17 protein-coding genes and 2 pseudogenes are annotated in these 21199 nt (G+C 54.4%); 15 read left to right on the top strand and 4 right to left on the bottom strand.

Translation table 11 applies throughout. The annotated features are described in order from the left end of the window. The first annotated feature begins 36 nt into the window (after positions 1 to 36). The 7 genes from PIB16_RS19675 (at position 37) to PIB16_RS19645 (ending at position 5853) form a co-directional block, all read left to right on the top strand. Positions 37 to 924, top strand: a complete 888-nt coding sequence (locus tag PIB16_RS19675; RefSeq protein WP_010900347.1) for a type IV secretion system protein — start codon at positions 37 to 39, stop codon at positions 922 to 924. A 27-nt stretch (positions 925 to 951) separates the two neighbouring features. After that, positions 952 to 1119 (top strand): type IV secretion system lipoprotein VirB7, encoded by a 168-nt coding sequence (locus PIB16_RS19670; RefSeq protein ID WP_010900348.1) that lies wholly within the window; start codon positions 952 to 954, stop codon positions 1117 to 1119. Beyond that, positions 1106 to 1819, top strand: a complete 714-nt coding sequence (locus tag PIB16_RS19665; protein ID WP_012476032.1) for a type IV secretion system protein VirB8 — start codon at positions 1106 to 1108, stop codon at positions 1817 to 1819. The genes PIB16_RS19670 and PIB16_RS19665 overlap by 14 nt, the downstream gene beginning before the upstream one ends. Next, on the top strand, positions 1816 to 2694 hold the full coding sequence (gene virB9 / locus PIB16_RS19660; protein ID WP_012476033.1) for a P-type conjugative transfer protein VirB9: 879 nt from the start codon (positions 1816 to 1818) through the stop codon (positions 2692 to 2694). The genes PIB16_RS19665 and virB9 overlap by 4 nt, the downstream gene beginning before the upstream one ends. Further along, positions 2694 to 3824 carry a type IV secretion system protein VirB10 gene (gene virB10 / locus PIB16_RS19655; RefSeq protein WP_012476034.1) on the top strand — a complete coding sequence of 377 codons (1131 nt, stop codon included), beginning with the start codon at positions 2694 to 2696 and terminating at the stop codon, positions 3822 to 3824. Before virB9 ends, virB10 begins: the two co-directional genes overlap by 1 nt. A 33-nt stretch (positions 3825 to 3857) precedes the next feature. After that, a complete protein-coding gene (gene virB11 / locus PIB16_RS19650) occupies positions 3858 to 4892 on the top strand; it encodes a P-type DNA transfer ATPase VirB11 (RefSeq protein WP_012476035.1) in 1035 nt (344 codons plus the stop codon). 235 nt (positions 4893 to 5127) lie between these two features. After that, entirely contained in the window at positions 5128 to 5853 is a 726-nt protein-coding gene (locus PIB16_RS19645; protein WP_012476036.1) for a response regulator, read from the top strand. A 106-nt stretch (positions 5854 to 5959) separates the two neighbouring features. Here PIB16_RS19645 and PIB16_RS19640 read toward each other — a convergent pair. From PIB16_RS19640 to PIB16_RS19630, 3 genes and pseudogenes are all read right to left on the bottom strand, one after another. After that, positions 5960 to 6657, bottom strand: a pseudogene (locus tag PIB16_RS19640) (IS5 family transposase). Positions 6658 to 6820: 163 nt separating this feature from the next. Continuing rightward, positions 6821 to 7426 carry a conjugal transfer protein VirC2 gene (locus tag PIB16_RS19635; RefSeq protein ID WP_010900354.1) on the bottom strand — a complete coding sequence of 202 codons (606 nt, stop codon included), beginning with the start codon at positions 7424 to 7426 and terminating at the stop codon, positions 6821 to 6823. A gap of 2 nt (positions 7427 to 7428) precedes the next feature. Further along, entirely contained in the window at positions 7429 to 8124 is a 696-nt protein-coding gene (locus PIB16_RS19630; RefSeq protein WP_012476039.1) for a conjugal transfer ATPase VirC1, read from the bottom strand. 254 nt (positions 8125 to 8378) lie between these two features. On the opposite strand from PIB16_RS19630, the gene virD1 reads away from it, so the two are divergent. The 8 genes from virD1 to PIB16_RS19590 all read left to right on the top strand — a co-directional run bounded on the left by virD1 (position 8379) and on the right by PIB16_RS19590 (position 20907). Continuing rightward, positions 8379 to 8825 (top strand): T-DNA border endonuclease subunit VirD1, encoded by a 447-nt coding sequence (virD1, locus tag PIB16_RS19625; RefSeq protein WP_012476040.1) that lies wholly within the window; start codon positions 8379 to 8381, stop codon positions 8823 to 8825. Between the two features lie 25 nt (positions 8826 to 8850). Continuing rightward, positions 8851 to 10197: a T-DNA border endonuclease VirD2 gene (locus PIB16_RS19620; protein WP_012476041.1), complete on the top strand. Its 1347-nt coding sequence runs from the start codon at positions 8851 to 8853 to the stop codon at positions 10195 to 10197. A gap of 358 nt (positions 10198 to 10555) precedes the next feature. Continuing rightward, a complete protein-coding gene (locus tag PIB16_RS19615) occupies positions 10556 to 13051 on the top strand; it encodes a virA/G regulated protein (protein WP_173992072.1) in 2496 nt (831 codons plus the stop codon). A 59-nt stretch (positions 13052 to 13110) separates the two neighbouring features. Continuing rightward, positions 13111 to 15093, top strand: a complete 1983-nt coding sequence (gene virD4 / locus PIB16_RS19610; RefSeq protein ID WP_012476043.1) for a type IV secretion system ATPase VirD4 — start codon at positions 13111 to 13113, stop codon at positions 15091 to 15093. Between the two features lie 245 nt (positions 15094 to 15338). Next, positions 15339 to 17708 (top strand): virA/G regulated protein, encoded by a 2370-nt coding sequence (locus PIB16_RS19605; protein ID WP_236771576.1) that lies wholly within the window; start codon positions 15339 to 15341, stop codon positions 17706 to 17708. A 231-nt stretch (positions 17709 to 17939) separates the two neighbouring features. Then, a complete protein-coding gene (locus tag PIB16_RS19600; RefSeq protein ID WP_077768107.1) occupies positions 17940 to 18890 on the top strand; it encodes a hypothetical protein in 951 nt (316 codons plus the stop codon). A gap of 103 nt (positions 18891 to 18993) precedes the next feature. Beyond that, on the top strand, positions 18994 to 20349 hold the full coding sequence (locus tag PIB16_RS19595) for a hypothetical protein (protein ID WP_012476046.1): 1356 nt from the start codon (positions 18994 to 18996) through the stop codon (positions 20347 to 20349). A gap of 102 nt (positions 20350 to 20451) precedes the next feature. Beyond that, entirely contained in the window at positions 20452 to 20907 is a 456-nt protein-coding gene (locus PIB16_RS19590; protein ID WP_012476047.1) for a cupin domain-containing protein, read from the top strand. Between the two features lie 79 nt (positions 20908 to 20986). On the opposite strand, the pseudogene PIB16_RS19585 reads toward PIB16_RS19590, so the two are convergent. Beyond that, a pseudogene (locus PIB16_RS19585) lies at positions 20987 to 21127 on the bottom strand (transposase domain-containing protein); the annotation flags it as partial. Positions 21128 to 21199 lie beyond the last annotated feature (72 nt).

Genomic DNA, 21199 nt, shown 5'->3' with positions numbered 1-21199 from the left:
TCCGTAGAAAATCGAAGCTAAATCCAGGTAAGGGCAATGAATTTTAGCATTCCTGCGCCTTTTACGGCGATACATACGATATTCGACCTCGCCTTCACCGTCGGGCTGGACACGTTGCTTGGGGACATTCAACGGGCAGTCAGCGCTCCTCTCGTGGCCTGCGTGACGCTATGGATCATTGTCCAGGGCATCCTCGTAATGCGTGGGGAAATGGACGCACGGGGCGGAATCACCCGGGTAATCATGGTATCGGTAGTTGTTGCTCTTATCGTTGAGCAGGCGGAATATCATGATTACGTTGTCTCGGTTTTCGAGGATACGATTCCGAATTTCATTCAACAGTTCGGTATCAGTGGGCTTCCTTTGCAGACGATTCCTGCTCAGCTCGACACGATGTTTTCACTCACGCAAGTAGCCTTTCAGAAGATTGCTTCTGAAATTGGGCCGATGAACGATCAAGACATCCTCGCCTTTCAAGGCGCACAATGGATTTTCTATGGAACGCTTTGGACTGCGTTTGGAATCTACGATGCCGTCGGAATCCTCACCAAGGTGCTATTGGCGATCGGTCCATTGATGCTCGTTGGCTATCTCTTCGATCGCACTAGAGACATGGCCGCGAAATGGATCGGCCAGCTCGTCACTTATGGCATACTTCTGCTTCTTCTAAACATAGTGGCAACTATCGTGGTTCTGACGGAAGCGACGGCACTCGTGCTAATGCTCGGGGTTATCACTTCTGCTGGCACAACGGCGGCCAAGATAATAGGCCTCTATGAACTCGACATGTTCTTTCTGACCGGCGACGCCTTGATCGTCGCTCTTCCGGCAATCGCCGGGAATATTGGAGGGAGCTATTGGAGCGGTGCGACGCAAACGGCCGGTAGCTTAAATCGCCATTTCGCCCGGACAATCCGCCGTTAGTCCCAGCTTCACAAATGGAGGATTTCCTTGAAGTACTTTCTATTGTTTTTGATCATCGGCTTGGCGTCTTGTCAGACAAGCGATCAGTTGGCGACTTGTAAGGGGCCTATTTTTCCGCTGAACGTCGGGCGATGGCAGCCTGCTCAGTCGGACCTTCAGCCTACCAACGCAGGAGAGGCTAATGAACGGCTCTGAATACGCGCTGTTAGTAGAGCGGGAAGCATTGGCGGACCACTATAAGGAAGTAGAAGCATTTCAGTCTGCACGTGCTAGATCAGCTCGGCGAATCTCTAGAGCCTTGGCTGCTTTGGCTGTCATTGCAGTCGCAGGAAACGTGGCGCAGGCCTTCGCTATCGCCGTCATGCTTCCGCTGAACAAACTTGTTCCAGTATATCTGTGGGTGCGCCCAGACGGTACAGTTGACAGTGAGGTATCTATTTCGCGGTTGCCGGCGACGCAGGAGCAAGCGGTCGTGAATGCGTCTCTATGGGAGTATGTTCGTCTGCGGGAGAGCTACTCGGCGGATACAGCCCAATACGCCTATGATCTGGTCTCGAGCTTCAGTGCCCCAACGGTGCGTCAAGATTATCAGCAGTTCTTCAATTACCCCAGTCCTAGCTCCCCCCAAACCATCATTGGTAAGCGCGGAAAGCTGGAAGCCGAGCACATCGGCTCAAACGAACTTATGACTGGCGTCCAGCAGATCCGCTACAAACGCACTCTCATCATGGAAGGGCAAGCTCCAATAGTAACCACCTGGACCGCAACGGTACATTATGAAACGGTAACTAACTTGCCCGGCCGATTGAGGCTGACAAATCCAGGCGGCTTAATCGTTACCTCCTATCAAACTTCGGAAGATACCGTTTCGAACACGACGCGGAGCCAGCAATGATCAAGAATTTGTTTCTGGGCCTGGTTTGTATCCTCTTTGTAACCAGCGGCGCGAACGCGGAAGACACGCCAGCGGCAGGCAAACTGGATCCACGTATGCGCTATCTCGCCTACAATCCCGATGAGGTTGTGCACCTTTCAACCGCTGTTGGAGCCACATTGGTCGTAACATTTGGGTCCAATGAAGCGGTGACAGCCGTCGCCGTTTCCAACAGCAAAGATCTCGCTGCGCTCCCACGCGGCAATTATCTGTTTTTCAAGGCCAGCAAAGTGCTGCAGCCGCAGCCTGTGATCGTCCTTACCGCAAGCGACGCAGGAATGCGGCGCTATGTTTTCAGCCTCGCGACCAGAACGATGTCTCGGCTCGATAAAGAGCAGCCTGACCTCTACTACAGCGTACAGTTCACTTATCCTGCCGACGTTGCCGCTGCTCGCCGAAAAGAAGCGGAGCAGAGAGATCTTGCGGATCGGATGCGGGCGCAAGCACAATATCAGCGTCGAGCCGAGGACTTGCTCGAGCGTCCGCCAGCAGGTGGCAGCACAGATGCGAAAAATTGGAGCTATGTCGCGCAAGGAGACCGCTCGCTATTACCGCTCGAGGTTTTCGACAACGGGTATTCCACGACATTTCGCTTTCCCGGAAACGTGCGTGTACCTTCAATCTACGTGATTAACCCAGATGGCAAGGAAGCCACGGCCAACTATTCAGTTAAGGGAGATTACGTTGAAGTAGCATCAGTTTCCAGGGAATGGCGTCTGCGGGACGGCCATACAGTACTTTGCATCTGGAATAAGGCATATGACGCCGTCGGACGGAAGCCGGGCACTGGCACAGTCAGACCCGATGTAGTGCGCGTGCTGAAGGAGACGAGGTGATGGAGGACGTGAATGCCCAATCCAGAGAAGGTATCGACGCGCCCGGATCCCTCGTCACCGATCCTCATGGCCGGCGCCTCTCGGGGTCGCAAAAGCTCCTTGTTGCGGGTTTAGTCCTGGTACTGTCGTTGAGCCTCATTTGGCTCGGGGCGCGTTCAAAGAAAAGGACCGAGCCGTCTCCACCAAACACAATGATCGATGCCAACACGAAGCCCTTTCGGCCGGCCCCGATTGATATTCCCGCCAAACCGGCAATGACACCGCCAGCTGCGGAAGCAACGGTTTTGCCGTCGGATCAACATCAGCGAGAACACAACGAACTGAGGCCCGAAGAAACACCGATCTTTGCCTACAGCGGAGGTGATCAGAATGGTGTCAAATCCGCCCCACACGCTGATATTCAGAACGGTGGCCAAGACAATAGAAACGCCAACTCCCTAGCCGCGTCGGAGGATTCTGCTGAGAACGATCTCTCTGTGCGCTTGAAACCGACAGTGTTGCAGCCTAGCCTCGCTATACTTTTGCCGCACCCAGATTTCACTGTTACGCAAGGAACGATCATTCCCTGCATACTGCAAACCGCCATTGATACAAATCTGGCAGGGTATGTGAAATGTGTACTTCCTCAAGACATACGCGGAGCAACCGGAAATGTTGTGCTTCTGGATCGCGGAACGACAGTTGTCGGCGAAATCCAGCGTGGACTGCAGCAGGGAGACGCCCGCGTTTTCGTTCTCTGGAATCGCGCGGAGACGCCCTCACACGCCGTCGTCTCTCTTTCCTCCCCGGGGGCCGACGAACTCGGCCGTTCCGGACTGCCGGGTACGGTCGACAATCATTTCTGGAAACGCTTTAGCGGGGCCATGCTCCTGAGTGTCGTCCAGGGCGCAGTCCAGGCGGCAAGTAGCTACGCAGGGAATTCGACCGGCGGGACCAGCTTCAATAGTTTCCAAAACAATGGCGAACAAGCGGCCGATACGGCCCTAAGGGCGGCCATAAACATTCCCCCAACCTTGAAAAAAAATCAGGGTGACACGGTCTCGATCTTCGTCGCGCGGGATTTGGATTTCTCAGGAATCTACCAGCTTCATATGACTGGTGGATCGGTGAAACGTCGGCATCTGCGCTAATGCACAGATAGCCAAAGCTGCGAGATGCATCCAATGGAAGTAAATCCGCAATTGCGCGCCCTTCTTAACCCAGTCTTGCAATGGCTCGATGACCCGAGGACTGAAGAAGTTGCCATAAACGGACCGGGAGAAGCCTTTGTACGCCAAAGTGGCGTCTTCACGAGGTTCGCCGCACCGTTCTCTTATGATGATCTCGAAGACATCGCCATTCTAGCAGGGGCATTGCGAAAACAAGATGTCGGCCCCCGCAACCCTCTTTGCGCTACCGAGCTCCCAGGTGGCGAGCGGATGCAAATCTGCTTGCCGCCAACGGTACCCTCTGGCACCGTGAGCTTGACAATTCGACGACCGAGCAATCGTGTCTCTGAATTGGGGGAAGTCTCGGCTCGCTACGATGTTCGTCGATGGAATCAGTGGCAAATCCGGACGCAGCGACGAGATCAACTAGACGAAGCGATTCTGCGCGACTACGACAATGGCGATCTGGAATCATTTTTACGTGCATGTGTTATCGGTAAGCGGACGATGTTGCTTTGTGGGCCGACCGGAAGCGGCAAGACCACGATGAGCAAGACCTTGATCAGTGCTATTCCGCGGGAAGAAAGGCTGATAACCATTGAAGATACGCTCGAACTCGTCATTCCACATGAGAACCACGTCAGACTGCTCTACTCCAAGAGTGGGGCAGGGCTAGGTGCAGTGACTGCGGAACAGCTGCTCCAGGCAAGCCTTCGGATGCGGCCTGACCGAATATTGCTCGGTGAGATGCGCGACGACGCGGCGTGGGCGTACCTGAGTGAGGTGGTCTCAGGCCACCCCGGATCGATTTCAACCATACATGGGGCGAATCCCGTCCAAGGCTTCAAAAAGCTGTTCTCACTTGTGAAGAGCAGTGTGCAGGGGGCATGCTTGGAAGATCGCACACTGATTGACATGTTGGCAACGGCAATCGATGTCATTGTTCCCTTCCGTGCTTACGGCGATGTTTACGAAGTGGGCGAAGTATGGCTCGCCGCCGATGCCCGCCGACGCGGTGAGACGATAGGGGATCTTCTAAACCAGCAATAGAGCCGCACGGAGGTCTGCTCGCGCAGATTTTAAAGCGTTACAAGTGTAGCGCGCTGCAGCAACTCCTGTCATCAATCTGAAACCTTCCGTTAGCATTTTTGTCATGCACGGCTTGGCCGAAATTTTGCCGAACTACCCTCATAGTGAGAGAAAATGATCAGGTTGAGGCTGAGACGTACATCCTCTGCTTGCACGAATCTATCGATTCTGCAGAATCCCATACGGAGGCGAACTGGTGAAACATGTTCTTGTCATCGATGACGATGCCGCGATGCGCCATCTTATTACCGAGTATTTAACGATTCATGCCTTAAGGGTCACCGCGGTATCAGATAGCCAGCAATTCAACCGGGTACTTGCATCAGAGACGGTCGATGTCGTCGTCGTGGATCTCAATTTAGGGCGTGAAGACGGACTTGAGATCGTTCGCAGTCTCGCCACAAAATCCGATGTTCCAATTATAATCATCAGCGGTGATCGCCTTGAGGAGGCGGATAAAGTGGTGGCGCTCGAGCTGGGAGCAACGGATTTTATCGCGAAACCTTTCGGAACGCGCGAGTTCCTAGCACGCATCCGTGTCGCATTACGCGTGCGACCGAATGTCATGCGAACCAAAGACCGGCGTTCATTTTGTTTCGCCGGCTGGACACTTAGTCTCAGACAGCGGCGATTGGTATCCGCACAAAATGGCGAGGTGAAGCTTACGGCAGGGGAATTCAATCTGCTCGTCGCTTTCCTGGAAAAGCCACGCGACGTGCTTTCCCGAGAACAGCTCCTCATCGCGAGCCGAGTGCGTGAGGAGGAAGTATATGACAGAAGCATTGATGTTCTCATTTTGAGGCTCCGCCGAAAGCTTGAGCAGGATGCAGCGAGCCCAAACTTGATCAAAACTGCCAGGGGTGCCGGCTATTTCTTCGACGCTGATGTGGATGTTTCCTATGGAGGTCTGATGGCGGCCTGAAGCAGCGACGCATATGCCTTTTTCGATCTGATCCTAGGACGCGGACTCGTTAATTGAAGCGATCCAGATTCTCGTCGCGGCAAGTTTGAGCCCGGCAAGGTAGTTGTCAGCACGTCTGTCGTATCGTGTTGCCAGACCACGCATCTGTTTGATGGTTGAAGAAACGCTCGATCAGATTGCGCTGGCGATAGACCCAACGGCTGAAACTGAAGGTCTGTTTTCGGTTGGCCTTGGCGGGGATGTTTGCCCAGCATTTGCGTTGCTTGGCGAAGTTACGGATCGCGTCGGTGTCATAGGCCTTGTCGGCAAGCAGTGTCGTTCCGGGCCGAATGTCACTCAGCAGCTTTTCGGCCATAGGAGCATCGGCGGCCTGACCGGCGGTCAATGCCAGTCGAACCGGCAAACCATCAGCATCGACGAGCGCGTGGATCTTTGTCGTCAGGCCGCCACGCGAACGTCCCATGCAAGGATCGGCAGATCCCCCTTTTTTTCGTTTGCACCATGCTGGTGAACGCGGACGCAGGAAGAATCGATCATGACGATCTCTCCGGCATAATGCCTTGAAACAGCGCCGGGAAGGCGATCCCAGACGCCTGCCTTGCGCCAGCGAGAGAAGCGATTGTAGAGCGTCGTGCGCGGACCATAGCGCTCCGGTACATCACGCCAGGATGAACCTGTCCGGAAACGCCATAGGATACCATTGATCACCCGGCGGTCATCCACGCGCTCAACTCCACGGCTGTTGGTCGGCAGCAAAGGGGCGATAACCGCCCATTCCTCGTCGGTCAGTTCGTGACGGCGCATAACAATCTCCTTTCCAGGAAATTGAATCACACAACGTCATCAACATGAACCCCGTTATGGGGACACAGCCTAGAGTGAGCTGGCTGTGTTGTAGCTGGGTAGGGGCTGCCTCATTGCCTGCTGTCGAATACAATACCGCCGTCAAGTGACCGGCCTCATCATATTAGCGTTCTTTTCTTATCTTCTCTTCGGCAAAGAAAGATGCAAGTGCGGCCGTAGCCAGTTTGTGGCCAAAAGCCCTGGCGGTCTCCAATCTCAATGGATCAAAGTGATTGCGTGCGACTTCTAACAGCGATACCGGGAACATGCGAGAAGTCAGGACAACGATAGGTTTTTCGACTACTTTTGAGATCGGGTAGCTTTGAGGCCCCGTGCTAAATGATCCGTCCGCCAACATGTTCTCAAAATCGGCGAGCGCACGGCGCAAGATCATCTGCAGCGCCTTGGTAGCGCTGTACTGCAGAATCAAGTTGTCATATATCTTCGATACCTCAGGAGCGGGGGGGCGTGCCGAAAGAAAGACCTGGACTTTTTCCGGCGGCGCAGTCGAACTCAAGGCGTCCGCCGTTAGCATTGATTGCCGATCGAAGTTGTCACGACGTTTGGCGGCGATAGGAGGCGCTGGTCGTTTTTCCTTTCCGGCTCTTTCAGGTAATTGCGAAGGCGCCAAGTTTTGCGAGGAAAGAGCTGGGATTGGGTGAACGATCGGTCGCGCGGCAGCAAGCCGTCTTGCTTCACCGACAGACAAAGCAGGTTTGCGGATCCCCATCTTCAATTCCCCAAGGTATCGCCAATCAATTCTGAAATTGTTACGAGTTCCTCCATCGCAATTCTGAGGTTCCGCTCAAGGAGGCGCATCGTCGGATCATTTGTCGTGTTCAGCAATGTGAGATGCAACATGCCACGCTCTTTCATTGCAGCGAACGCGTCTCGTTCATGCATTGGAGATTGTACGACAGGCAGATTCACCAGCATGTCTGACATCGCGCGTTGTGACGTGGTTAATCGGCCAACCGGGACTCGCTGGCGTAACACGGCGGTCGGAATCACTAAGTTCTCGCTCAGCAGCAGCTCGACAACATAACGATATGTCGAAAGTGCCTCATCGATATCCAGCGGCGTTAACATTGTCGGGATCAGAAGCAGGTTTGAGCTAGCGATGATTGTGTTATTGAGCTCGCTCGAACCACCATGCGTATCGGCCAGCGCATAATCAAATTCCTGAAGCTCGGCGTCCTCATAAGCCGCTTCAAGAAGCGACATTTCTTCTGCAGCGTACACCTCGCAGGATGTATCCCAGGTGTTGCTACGCATCGCGTTTTCTTTCCATCGCGTTAACGGCCGGTTCTCGTCCGCATCGAAGAGAGCCACTCTTTTGCCGTCTCTTGCAAACGCAGCGCAAAGGCCCATGAGCGCCGTGGTTTTGCCGGCGCCTCCTTTAAATGAGCAAAATGTCAGAAGTTTCATAAGTTTATCCTGGCGACGTTGTGAACGAAAGTGCGTCTGTATCATTGTTTGTATGTGTGACTGTCTGTATAGCGAAATTATCAGGAGTATATTTCAATTGCATTGAAGGATAGTTGCAAATGTAACTATATAGATCCGAATATGAACAGTATATTCTTGAATTTATTCTGTTGGCGGCTAGGCTCCCTCAGTCTCAACTGGAGAATTTCACTCCGGAACAAATCCAGATCATTCCGTTTTCTATGGAGCAAGCCATGTCGCAAAGCGAAAAATCCACTTCAAGTGACATTGTCGACCGGCGTGAAGGCCCGAAGATTGAAGGTTTCAAGGTCGTTAGCACTCGTTTGCGATCGTCGGAATATGAGAGCTTCTCTCGCCAAGCCCGTCTGCTGGGGCTCTCCGACAGCATGGCCATAAGAGTTGCGGTTCGCCGCATTGCCGGCTTTCTCGAAATCGATGCAGAGACTCGTCAGATGATGGAAGCCATTCTTCATTCAATAGGAGCACTCTCAAACAACATTGCCGCGCTGCTGTGTGCCTATGCTGAAAATCCGACAACGGATTTGGGCGCTCTGCAAGCTGAACGAAACGCTTTCGGTAAATCGTTCGCTGATCTCGACGGTTTGCTCCGTTCCATTTTGTCCGTATCACGGCGACGGATCGACGGTTGCTCCATGCTGGCGGACGCCTTGCAGCATTAACGTAGCACTTGGGGGAATCTGTTGGATGCCCGATCGGTCTCAAGTCATCATCCGCATTGTGCCGGGAGGTGGGACGAAGACCCTCCAACAGATTATCAACCAGTTGGAGTATCTATCTCGGAAGGGCAAGTTGGAGCTGCAGCGTTCGGCCCGACATCTCGATACTTTCGTACCACCGGATGAAATCCGCGAACTCGCCCTAAGCTGGGTTCAAGAAACCGGGACTTATCACGAAAGTCGGCCAGACGAGGAAAGGCAACAGGAGTTGACGACCCACATTATTGTAAGCTTCCCTGCCGGTACAAGTCAGGTAGCAGCTTATGCAGCGAGCCGGGAGTGGGCAGCCGAGATGTTTGGGTCAGGCGCAGGGGGAGGCCGATACAACTATCTTACAGCCTTTCACATCGATCGCGATCACCCACATCTGCATGTGGTCGTTAATCGTCGCGAACTTTTGGGGCACGGCTGGCTGAAAATATCCCGGCGCCACCCCCAACTGAATTATGACGCCTTGCGCATTACAATGGCCGAGATTTCACTTCGTCATGGCGTCGTCCTCGAGGCGACGAGCCGAGCTGAGCGCGGCATCTCGGAGCGGCCGATGACTTTTGCCCAGTATCGACGCCTGGAGCGGCAGCAGGCCAATCAAATTCGTTTCGAGGATATTGATTTCGAAGAATTCTCGCCTGGGGGAAACGACGGAGAACCGGATCAATCTTTTAATTCTTCGTACGGTTCGCTGCCTCAAAACGTGTCAGAAAACTTGCGACGAAACGGCGGTCTGCAATCGGTGTCTGAAGTACGTTCCCGGGCACTGATCGGATCGAACGGCAACGGTGTCACGCCCGATCGTGTATCATCTGGAAACGATTCCCGTTCTCAATCCGGCAGCGATAAAGCCTTTGTGGACGATGGCAACTTGAGGAACGGCCCTCTCACCATCGCCGGAGACGGCCAGGATCTTGAAGGCCGTTCTGGCATGCATCGTTTGGCAACCGAACCCGTCACGCACACAACAAGCGAAGATGATGTTCGGCAACGGCCTCATCGAAAACGGCCTCGCGGTGATGAGGAAGAGCAGAGCGGCGCAAAACTGACCAGGGTAGACGGAATTCGGACGGGAGTGACAATCAGCGCCGTACCGGTTGCCCAGGACGATCCGATTACATCGCCGATCCAGCCCCCTGGATCAAATCCGTTGGATGACCCGGGGCAGACCAACATCGCTACGGACGCATTGCCTCCGACAGCCGATCGCCGGCAGCAGGGAGAGCCAAATTCTAAGCGTCCTCGTGATGATGACGCCGAGCCGAGCATTCGTAAGCGGTCAAGGGACGGGCGCAGCCAAGGGGATGAGGGAAACAGAAGGTAGAAAAGGATCGATCATGGCAGATGAAGAATTTCGTCGAGACTTCAGCCGCTCCGCTACGTTGAACTCGAATAACGAAGGCGCTACAGGCGCACCAATCCCGGATACATCGGTGTCGACTGCCTTCCGACAAAACCGCAGAGAACACTTAACGACCAGTTCCTTACGGCCATTAATTACTGGTGGGGCCGGCGACCTTCCAGGCACTTCCCCCGAAAATCAACGGCCGACAACCCATGCCCCGAATACAGCAGAAATACTCCCGGTGAGATCAGCCGAAGCTCCGGCTGGCCAATCAGCGGTCTTTCCGAGGAGCAAGGGGTATTTTCGTACGGCCATGCAATACCTGCGGGAGATTGAAATGCAGTCCACTGCCAGGGCGGACCACGAGGCGACGTCGTCGTCACGTTTTGGCAAGGGGGAAAGAAAGCAGCTGCGCGAACACGAGCAAACCGGTGATCAAAGTGAATCAATGGCGAAGCGGAGTACCAGCTCGGGAATGCAGGTGGGAACTATTGCCGCGTCTTTGGCTATGAAAGATAGCTCGACCGCGACGCCGGCTTCGCAAGGGCCGCACCGGTCTGGGATGGAGCTGGATAATATCGAAGGGACTGGAGAGAGCCGTACGCAATCTCAGCACGAAATTGCGACACAACCTATTGCCACAAGCGCTTTTGGTTCAGGTCATGATGTGATCATTCCTGGAGAGGGCCAGCCTGAAGAAACATTCGACGGCGCACCATATTGGATGGTAGAAAGCGGGGATAGCGAGACCAATAGCCTTCCGTCGATCCAACAAGGCTTATCTTGGCCAGGGTTAGATGACCTTGATTTGCTCGCCGACAGCAGTTCACCGCTCAGTACTCAGGTTGTTCCTCCTGACGTAGCCGCTACGAATTTAAGCACTGAGGCAGGGTCCGCCAGCGTCGAAAGCACCCAAATCCTCGCCGACAGTGCCTATTCCGACGACGCGACCGAAACCGGTGGCCAAACAGCTTCAGGATCGATCCATGAAGGTTCAGTTCGTTCGCTTGGCTCACCGGAGGAACGCTTCGACGCCTTTCCCGAGTTGACCGACGAGGACTTGGCGCAGATTGACGCATTCTCGCGAGCCCGCTCTCCTTCGAGGCGAGATGCTGCGCACGCTATTCATGCGGTCAGCTTGGATGATGCCTTCTCACGCAAGGATCTTGCCGCGGGCCACGACGGCCGGCTTACGAATCCTGCGTTCCGTCAGGAGGCTTCTCTGCAGGAATCGAGCCCATCAGAAACGAAGTCCGACGACTTCCCGGAATTAACCGACGAGGACCTGGCACGGATCGACGCACTCTCCGAAGCCCGCTCAACTTCGAGGCTGGATGTTGCACGCACTATTCATGCGGTCAGGTTGGAGGCCTCTCGGCAGGACCCGAGCCCATCAGAAATGAAGTCCGACGACTTCCCCGAATTGACCAAAGAGGACTTAGCCCGGATCGACGCACTCTCTGGACCCCGCCCGACTACGGGGCGGGAAGGTGCGAACACTATTCAGCCAGTCAGGTTGGACGATGCTTTCTCAGCCGAAGATTATACCGTGGGCCGCGGCGGCCGGCATACGAATCCTGCGTTCCATGAGGAAGCTTCTCGGCAGGACCCGAGCCCATCAGAGATGAAGTTCGATGGCTTGCCGGAGTTGACCGACGAGGATCTGGTAAGGATTGACGCAATCTCTGAACCGCGCTCGAAGAGATCTCGCTCCGAGCAGGTTGTCGGGGGAAAATCTCATAGGCTCAAACTGAACGAGGCTATCGAGGAGGCGGGCTCGCCCACTACCGTTTCGGGAACAAGCGCCGCCAGGGCGGCACCTATCACGCTCGAAAGCGGAGTACCTAGGTTGCCGCAGGCTACCCATACGGAACTTCCTGGCTCGGACGTTGCGGGTCCACTGCGGATCGGGAAGGCGTCGTGTGCCGATATACGGCGAGATGTTTCGGATAAAGGGAAACGAAAAGTCTCGTCAGATTATCAGATTCAGCAAGGTCCTGGCGCGTCCTATGCTTACCAGCCGCGACGCATGCCGACGGAAGCGATTTTCGATGCTGAACGGCTTGGTGACGAAGTGCTCATCGGGAATGAGCCAGTTCCGCGGTGGCCTTACCCCTGGGAGCACGTTGTTCGTTTTGAAACAGGCAAGCAGCTCTTCGAAAGATTGCAGAAGTGGCCGACTGCGGAGGAGTTGGAAAACAGTGTGATCCTCGTCAAAGCGGATAGCGCGCAACGATCCTATATGCCCCGAAATCAGCTGCTCTTGCATCTCGGATCCGAAAAGTATTACGAACGAATGAAAGCGCTCGGTCTATCCGATAATACCTTCAGCGGATTGAAGTCCGATAGCAAATATTTTTATGATACACCTGCTGGACCACGGGTAAGTGAACATGATTATGAGTTCCCGCGGCAGGCAGGCGTGCATAATCCAGAGGTGATGGTTCAGCATCATAGCGGAACCTTCTTCGCGTTTTGGCCAAAACTTCTCAGGCTGGAAAAGCTTGCGACAGTAACGAATACGTATGGCGCGGAAAATGTTTGGCTCAAATCGCCAGCCAATGCTTACATGACGCCGGAAACCTATAATTCCAAGGTTGCGAACGGCGCCGAAAACCTTTTCATCGAGTTCCTACGTCCCGCTCCTGTCCACGACCACCTGCGGGAACCTGGAACTTCAAACGCAAAAACTGTTGACGGACGAAACGAAGATCGCGCGCAACAGGCCGACCGGTTAGCAGATCAGTCGATGGGCCGGAACGGGGACGGCCGTGACGCGCAGGGTGGTAAGAGAACCTTGGAACCGCGCGTGCGCGAAAGGTATGGGCTGTAGATCCAGCTGCCCGTAAAGCAAACAGCCGTCCAATAGGATAAACGGAGCGTGGTCACGTGATGAATTCAGGCAAGTACACGCCAATAGGCCTGGCTGCGAGCATAGCATGTTCATTGGCCGTGGGGTTTTGTGCGGCCAGTCTCTATGTCACATTTCGCCATGGCTTTACGGGCGAAACGATGATGACTTTCAACGTTTTTGCGTTCCTGTACGAGACACCGCCTTATTTGGGATACGCAAGTCCTACGTTCTATCGCGGACTAGCCATCATCGTTGCGACGTCAACGCTCGTGTTGCTATGCCAACTACTGTTATCGATGCGCGAGCGCGAACATCACGGCACTGCTCGCTGGGCCGGCTCCGGCGAGATGCGGCACGCCAGGTACCTCCGGCGCTACAGTCACGTCACGGGTCCCATCTTCGGCAAGACATGTGGACCACGTTGGTTTGGCAGCTACCTAAGTAACGGAGAACAACCTCACAGCCTTGTTGTCGCGCCAACTCGCGCTGGTAAGGGTGTCGGCGTCGTTATCCCGACGTTGCTAACCTTCAAGGGCTCAGTAATTGCCTTGGATGTGAAAGGCGAGCTATTTGAACTCACATCGAGGGCGCGTAAATCAAGTGGCGACGCGGTTTTCAAGTTCTCGCCCTTAGATCCAGAGCGGCGAACGCATTGTTACAATCCCGTGCTGGATATTGCCGCGTTGCCGCCCGAACGGCGCTTTACAGAAACGCGCCGCCTCGCTGCGAATCTCATCACAGCCAAAGGCAAGGGAGCCGAAGGTTTCATCGACGGGGCACGGGATCTTTTCGTAGCAGGCATATTGAGTTGCATTGAGCGCGGCACACCAACGATCGGTGCCGTTTACGATCTGTTTGCTCAGCCGGGTGAAAAGTACAAACTATTTGCGCAACTCGCGGAGGAAACACAAAACAAAGAGGCTCAGCGTATCTTCGACAATATGGCGGGGAATGACACCAAAATCCTGACATCCTACACATCGGTGCTCGGCGACGGCGGACTCAATCTTTGGGCCGATCCACTCGTTAAAGCGGCTACAAGCACCTCGGATTTTTCCGTCTACGATCTGCGGCGGAAGAGGACTTGTATTTATCTTTGTGTCAGCCCGAACGATCTCGAAGTCATAGCGCCCTTGATGCGTCTTCTCTTCCAGCAGGTTGTATCAATCCTGCAGCGATCGCTGCCACTTGGAGATGAACGGCACGAAGTTCTGTTTCTCCTCGATGAGTTCAAGCACTTGGGCAAGCTGGAAGCTGTGGAGACGGCAATTACGACGATCGCCGGCTACAAGGGCCGCTTCATGTTTATTATTCAGAGTCTTTCGGCTTTGACAGGAACTTATGATGAAGCTGGTAAGCAAAATTTTCTCAGCAATACGGGTGTGCAGGTATTCATGGCGACTGCTGATGACGAGACGCCCAACTACATTTCCAAAGCTATCGGCGACTACACATTCCAGGCTCGCTCAACGTCGTACAGCCAAGCGCGCATGTTTGATCATAACATCCAAATCTCCGACCAAGGAGCACCGCTTTTGCGCGCCGAACAAGTCCGCCTACTCGACGACGATTATGAAATAGTCCTTATCAAAGGCCAACCTCCCCTCAAACTGAGAAAAGTGCGATATTATTCGGATTTCATATTGAAGCGAATTTTCGAAAGCCAACACGGTTCCCTTCCCGAGCCCGCATCTTTGATGTTGCCGGGAGACACAAACCTCGTTGAAGGCAAGCTCGACCAGGGAACAGCCGATACAACTTCGCAAAAACCGGTGCAGATTGAAGAGAACGACCATGGGGAAGTCGTTTCCCCCCAAAACAGAACTGTGGCTGATGGAGTAATGCCAATAGAAGTTCGCCCCCGTTCAAACGAAGTTGATGACGAGCGGGAATACCAAGGCGCGGACGCCGCAACCTCTGAGAAGCTTCCGGAAATTGCTCCGGCTCTTTTGGCGCAGCGCGAACTCCTCGACCAGATCATTTCGCTCCAGCTACGAGGTAGAACAGCCTCCGGCACTTGAAGCTCGATGTGATACCGCTTCGGATCGAGTCTTGTTAGCGCCGTCAGATGTCCCGTTTCGGGAATGCATTACCAACGTTGAAGGTTGCCAATTGATGAGACATCGCCATGAAACCGTCGGGAAGCTCAAAAACTGGATACGCCGGGTCGGCTAGATCCTCGCCCCAGGTTCGCGCAGGGGTTACGCCTGTCCTTCATCCCAAAGAGCCTTGGAACCGTTTTGCTTGCTCCCCATCTGACGGCCAAATGGATCACCGGGAAAATTTATCTGCGCAATTCGCTTACGATGGAATGAGACTGGGCGCAGCCGAGCGGTCCGCGTACGAGACATGGGATAGAGCGGACCGGCCGAGTTGGAAAGACCTGATACTGAGCGCTCGCCTGAACGCGATTGACAGTTTCGCTTGGAATGTCGATGTCGGAGAAAGTACCTCTTCAACTTTTGTTTATGATGGTGTTCCTCTGGCGGAAGGGGAACGGCATGCCTACGAGGAATGGGTGGAGCCGGGACAGCCCAGTTGGCAACAACTCGTTGTGAACGCGCGTATTGAAGAGCTAAACACCTCTGCTGCAATTCCGAATGAGTGTAGTCCCCTTCAAGAGGAATTCCGATCGGAGGCGCCTAAGCGTAAGCGGACAAGCTCCATTGGTCAAAAGAACGGTTTCCCTGAACCATTCGAATTTGATGGGATGAGACTCGGCTCGCCTGAGCGCGAAGCATATGAGAATTGGAGTAAACCGCAACCGCCATCCTGGAAAGACCTGATAGTTGACGCCCGTCTTGACGCAATCGACACCTCCACCTGGCTCAACGAATCAAATGACACCTCGGTCTTCGAGTACGAAGGCGTCCCGCTTGGGGAGGGGGAACGCCTAGCATATGAAAAATGGCTCGAGCCCGCGCAACCAGGATGGGAAGACCTGGTTGTGGACGCACGCGTTGCGGAATTGCACCAGTCTGCTCCGACGTGGTGCGAACACCAACCAGGCAACGACGTTTCTTCCAACGAGTCCGGGCGCATCTCGGGCGTCCCAATTAACGCCGAGCAGGTGTCGCGTGCGTTCTTCGTGTACGATGGAGTGGCGCTCGGAGCAGCCGAGCGCGCTGCGCATGATCGTTGGAGCAGGCCGGACCGGCCCACCTGGGAAGATCTTATCATAGTCGCGCGCCAAGCTGCTATCGAAGGCGGTGCCGTTTCGAATGGGATGATCGGGAAGACATCTTCCTCAGTCTTTTTATACGAGGGAATGTTGCTTGGGGATGCGGAGCGTCAGGCGTACGGACGGTGGAGGCAGCTAGCCCAGCCGCGGTGGCAAAATCTGGTGGTGAACGCGCGCCTGGCAGAGCTCGACCCGGCGGCCTGGATTCCCGATGAACATGATCCGTCTGAGGATGGCGGGGCGACTGGTCTTCTGTCGCAAGCAAGCACGACCAATAAGTCCCGCCTCAGTTTAGGTGATCAACCGGAAGCGCGCTCGCCTAGTCTCGCACGTGAGCCAGCACAACAGCCGACTCACGTGCAAAACCTGACGTGCGCACAATTGGAAGCAAGACGTGCTCTATATTTCGGGCCCTCTGGGAGGGATGCAGACCAAACCGCCAGCATCGCCGACAGTAATCGCCTCGACGAGGTAAGCAAAGTTAAACGGCTGGGTGCCAAGAGCCGTCGAGGCGCTAAAGCAACGGCCTATGACGTAATTTCAAGTGCGGAAAGACTGTCGTCTCACGAGGGTTGTTTGACGGTTCAGTCCACTCAGCCAGAAAAAGCCGCTTGCTCGAGAAGCGACAATATCGGCACTTATGGAAGTCGAAAAAACGAACGAGCTCGGCTTGCGACCGAGACCGGGAAATACGAGTCGGAGCATATTTTCGGGTTCAAGGTTGTCCACGATACCCTGCGCTCGACCAAAGAGGGCCGGCGGCTGGAAAGGCCTATGCCCGCCTATCTCGAATGCAAGGAACTTCATCGACAACATGTTGGTACGGGAAGGGGGCGGACCCGACTGGTGGGGCGCGGCTGGCCAGATGACGCAAGTTACCGCTCGGATCAAAGGGCAACTCTATCGGACCCTGTTGCGTCCACGGAAGGTGCAACGGCGTCAAACGGGTATCAATTAAACCAGCTAGGCTACGCACACCAGCTCGCTAACGACGGGCTGCAGAGCGAAACGCCAGATGGGGTTATCATGCCGCTTCAGGTCGCGACTACTAGCTACAACTATACGGTAAGCCGCGATCCGGTACTTTCTCCGCCCAGTAAAGAGCAAGCTCCGGAATTGTTGCACCTTGGGCCACGTGGCCAGACAGAAGCTGTACTCGCTCGCGAAACAGCATTGACAGGAAGATGGCCAACACGCGAGCGTGAGCAGCAAGTCTATCGAGAGTTTTTAGCCCTTTATGACGTCAAGAAGGACCTGGAGGCCAAGACACTTGGGTTGCGGAAGAAAAAAGCTGCGCTTGTTTCCGCGTTGAACCGGACTGCCGCCTCAATAGGCACTTCACCCTTGAAAGCCCAATCGTCGAGCGCAGAAGTTGAAAAAGCAACTCACGAGTTTGATGAACGACGGGTTTATGATCCGCGCGATCGCGGTCGGGACAAAGCATTACAACGGTGACAAAGCTGGAGATGACCATCGTTAGCGGACTTTGTATCGATGCTTAAAAATGATGGTTCAGCATTTGAACCGCAGGCTGTACTGCTACTCTTTGAAATCCCCCGCAAAAAACGCGCCGTAGTGCAATCGATCGCCAGGGCCTGAATTTCAGTTGAAACACGATGTCCATTCAACGCCTTAAGCGCAGGTGTTAGACTTCGCATATCCTTGATCCGCGTTGGAGTGTGAGTTATGCTCGAAGACGGCCAGAAAATGCAGGAACGCGAGCTTTCGGTCCTCGGTGGTGATAAGACCGAAAGTGCAGCCACCTTACCGAATGACATTTTGGTGGAAGTTGCCAAACATCTGCCGACCGACGATCCAGTCGAAACGGCAGCCAACCTCACAAGCTTTAAACTTGCGAGCCCGTCGGTTCGGGCATCGGTCGATCAGAGCGATGTCGGAACGTTCCACCGAAGCGTAAATCGACTGGGTGCCTCAAGCAAGGCATTGTATGACCTGGCTGTACCCCGGAACGGCTTTGCCGAGTATCCGAACTATCCGGAACCGGACCCTGCTGGCGAGTTTGCGCTGGCGAGCCAGCGCATCAGGACAATTGGTCCAACTTTGAAGTTCCAATCGCCCGCCAGGAAAACAGCGATCGTCAATCACATTCTCAATATGTCGGAAGGCGGTGAGCAGGCGGAGGCGATTATGTCGATGACGTCCCATTTGAGTGACCTCGAGAGGGCCGACAAGAGACGCCTTATCGACAGAGCAATTGAATACTTCAAGGTAGACGGGCCTATCAACTACGACAGTCGCCATTATGCAGCCTACGCGATTGCAGCGGCGCACAACCAGTTGGAACTCGAACACAAGTCACAAATCTTCGATGCAATGGCGAAGAGACCCCAGCTTGCGAGACTCTACGCCGACGAACGCATCCATGCGCAGGAGCATTTGGGGCTTGCGTCGACATCCGAAGGTCCGCACGAGCGGAGCAATAAACAACTGGCCACGGACATTCTTCAGATCGAACAAAAAATCCGCACTGAGCTCCTTCCCGAAACTCTCAGTGCTCACGACCAGATGGTAAAAGCGGAAGGAATCGCTGGATCGATTGAGAAGGCTTACCGCGATGCTCGCGCGAACTTAACCCGGGCACCGCGAGGGAGGTCAAATTCTGATCTCAGCCGGTAGAACTTGGTCTGAATATTCGATTATTTCTCCGACGAAAGCACTTGGTTGACGAGCGAATTTTTAAACGAGCATCGATAAAGCGTGCACAGGGAAGGCCCACCTAATGGTCAGTATAAATAAAAAAGCCCCGCAGAAATCTTCTACAGCGACCACGCGCAATTCTGATGAACGCCTGGTTGATCAGTTAGGGCAGGCGTACCTTGTGGAACGCGAGGCGCAGGAAAGGCGCGCGCGACTTGAAGCGCCGCCGGCGTTGAAAAAATATGCCTCGAAACTGCAACTCCTCAATAAGCTCGATGCAGATTTCCGTGGTGTGATCGCCCACAAGCCGTTTCGCAGCGAGCAACTGCGGGTCGATAGCAATGGAGAATTGACCCATAGTCGGGGTCTCATAAAAAAGAAGAAGAAGGTTTTCATTCGAGATCAAACAACTGGCTCCCTTCGGCTTATTCACTACGAGAGGTCTGACTGGAATAGTGTCCGTCGCTATGACTACGACCAGAACGGCGTGTTGAGCGAGAAACATATCAAAAGCAAAGCCGGTGCCTTCGAAGAAAAATGGGAGCGGGACGAAAACGGTGAACTGATGCGCACCCGATACATCGATCGGCGCAGACTTACTGGACGGGCGTTGCATCCCATTTCCGAGGAAATCGGACGTCCTTATGAGAGTGGCCTGGAGAAGAGGCTTTATCGCGTTTTAACGCGTCGGGAGGGCTCCCAACAAAAGACTTTCGAACGCGATGACAAGGGTAATCTGGAGCTCATTGCAAGCAAACGGATGGGCTATTCGATGTCTTCACAAAAGGCACCGGATCGACAAACATCTAGAACAAGTATCCGCAAGCTTGGCGGAGCTTTCAGTGAATCATATAGATCCCGGCTGGATAAGGACGGCCACGAGTTAGGTCGGGATGTCTCCGCACATCGAAGCCTCCTCAACAAGCGTTCAGCCGTCTACGATGACGCTACAGGGGAGCTAAAGAGCAGCAAGCACACGTTTGGGAAGATATACAAAGCGGAAGCGACATACCTGAACGCCGAAATCAAAGAGGTCTCCAAAAAAATCCTCGGAGTTACGGTCGGTAAAGAATTGAAGACATTAAGTGGACGCGAACTCGAGGCTCAAGTATTACGTGCCGCGGAACGTGCCCTCCATAAACAGGCCTGGCAGCACCCTTCAGCTAACCCCTCGCGGTCGCAGCGGGAAAATACCAACAGTCATCTTGGAAACGAACTTGATGGGCCGCTCGAATCGGATATGACCGTCGTCCATCAAGCCGGATCCGGGTTCGTCGGCGACGATCGCCACGTTCATGATGGCGGTGGATCCAGGTTGAATGAATTGCACGAATCGCGATCGTCGAATGATAGGGAAAAGCTTAGTTCGCCGAGAGCCGAAATTTGCGACCGCTCGATGAATCGGGATCGCACCGGCTCAGGTACTTTGTCGCGATGATAGCTAAACTAGGGGGGCACACACCGAGTTGTCAAGTCGCCCCCCGGCAAATGAGCTCATCCCTGCTGCCATATTCCCAAACTACCAACGTTTCGCGTCAAAATGATCACTGAGAAATCCGTGCCATCCCCGAAAATAACTGCCACGAGTGTCTCATCGAAGCCCACCTGCCGTGTCGTGCGGCCCGGCAGCACCTATGCCGGAAAACAGGGTCTCAATTATTTCGAAGGGATTGCGGCCGAGACAGTGGGCTCGACGGGGATCTGCATGCATCTTTTAACCATACCGCCGGGCGCCCGCGCCAAGGCGCATTTGCACGCCTCGCATGAGACAGCGATCTATGCGATTTCCGGAGAGACGCATTGCTGGTTCGGCGACCAGCTGGAAGAACACGTCATCGTTCGCGAAGATGAGATGTTCTATATTCCGGCTGGCGTTCCGCATCTTCCCGCCAATCTCAGCGACCGGCCGGCGACAGCGGTCATCGCCCGCACCGACCCGAAGGAGCAGGAAAGCGTCGTCCTGTTGCCGGATTTGGAGGGGTATGTGCCGCGTTGAACGCCACCCGGCGGACCCAACCTGGTGCAATGCTACGAGTCAGTTTACTGTAGGGTAAGCATCCGGTGAAGGCCGCAGGTTAGGCTGCTTTAGCTTTCAATCCGTGCGGCTGCCAATTCCACGGAAGCAATTGCTCGAGCTTACTGATTGGCGTGTCGGCGATGCGGGCCAGGAGGTCAGCAAGCCAAGCCTGCGGATCGACGTCGTTGAGCTTGGCACTTTATGCCGACCGGCGAACTATGCCTATTAATCAAGTTTTTTCCAACGTTTCCGGCAGCATAGCGGTCGCCCA

Origin of the sequence: Agrobacterium sp. ST15.13.015, from assembly GCF_027871645.1 — a bacterium.
Lineage (GTDB): Bacteria > Pseudomonadota > Alphaproteobacteria > Rhizobiales > Rhizobiaceae > Agrobacterium > Agrobacterium leguminum.
The sequence above is the reverse complement of the archived record's forward strand: the minus strand, read 5'-3'. Positions and strand labels throughout refer to the sequence as shown.

Coding starts and splice junctions, on each gene's coding strand:
- PIB16_RS19630 (WP_012476039.1), bottom strand. CDS start 8,124: ATGAAACTTCTGACATTTTGCTCATTTAAAGGAGGCGCCGGCAAAACC.
- virB10 (WP_012476034.1), top strand. CDS start 2,694: ATGGAGGACGTGAATGCCCAATCCAGAGAAGGTATCGACGCGCCCGGA.
- PIB16_RS19620 (WP_012476041.1), top strand. CDS start 8,851: ATGCCCGATCGGTCTCAAGTCATCATCCGCATTGTGCCGGGAGGTGGG.
- PIB16_RS19600 (WP_077768107.1), top strand. CDS start 17,940: ATGCTCGAAGACGGCCAGAAAATGCAGGAACGCGAGCTTTCGGTCCTC.
- PIB16_RS19675 (WP_010900347.1), top strand. CDS start 37: ATGAATTTTAGCATTCCTGCGCCTTTTACGGCGATACATACGATATTC.
- virD1 (WP_012476040.1), top strand. CDS start 8,379: ATGTCGCAAAGCGAAAAATCCACTTCAAGTGACATTGTCGACCGGCGT.
- virD4 (WP_012476043.1), top strand. CDS start 13,111: ATGAATTCAGGCAAGTACACGCCAATAGGCCTGGCTGCGAGCATAGCA.
- PIB16_RS19605 (WP_236771576.1), top strand. CDS start 15,339: ATGGATCACCGGGAAAATTTATCTGCGCAATTCGCTTACGATGGAATG.
- PIB16_RS19615 (WP_173992072.1), top strand. CDS start 10,556: ATGCAGTCCACTGCCAGGGCGGACCACGAGGCGACGTCGTCGTCACGT.
- virB9 (WP_012476033.1), top strand. CDS start 1,816: ATGATCAAGAATTTGTTTCTGGGCCTGGTTTGTATCCTCTTTGTAACC.
- PIB16_RS19590 (WP_012476047.1), top strand. CDS start 20,452: ATGATCACTGAGAAATCCGTGCCATCCCCGAAAATAACTGCCACGAGT.
- PIB16_RS19595 (WP_012476046.1), top strand. CDS start 18,994: ATGGTCAGTATAAATAAAAAAGCCCCGCAGAAATCTTCTACAGCGACC.
- PIB16_RS19635 (WP_010900354.1), bottom strand. CDS start 7,426: ATGGGGATCCGCAAACCTGCTTTGTCTGTCGGTGAAGCAAGACGGCTT.
- virB11 (WP_012476035.1), top strand. CDS start 3,858: ATGGAAGTAAATCCGCAATTGCGCGCCCTTCTTAACCCAGTCTTGCAA.
- PIB16_RS19665 (WP_012476032.1), top strand. CDS start 1,106: ATGAACGGCTCTGAATACGCGCTGTTAGTAGAGCGGGAAGCATTGGCG.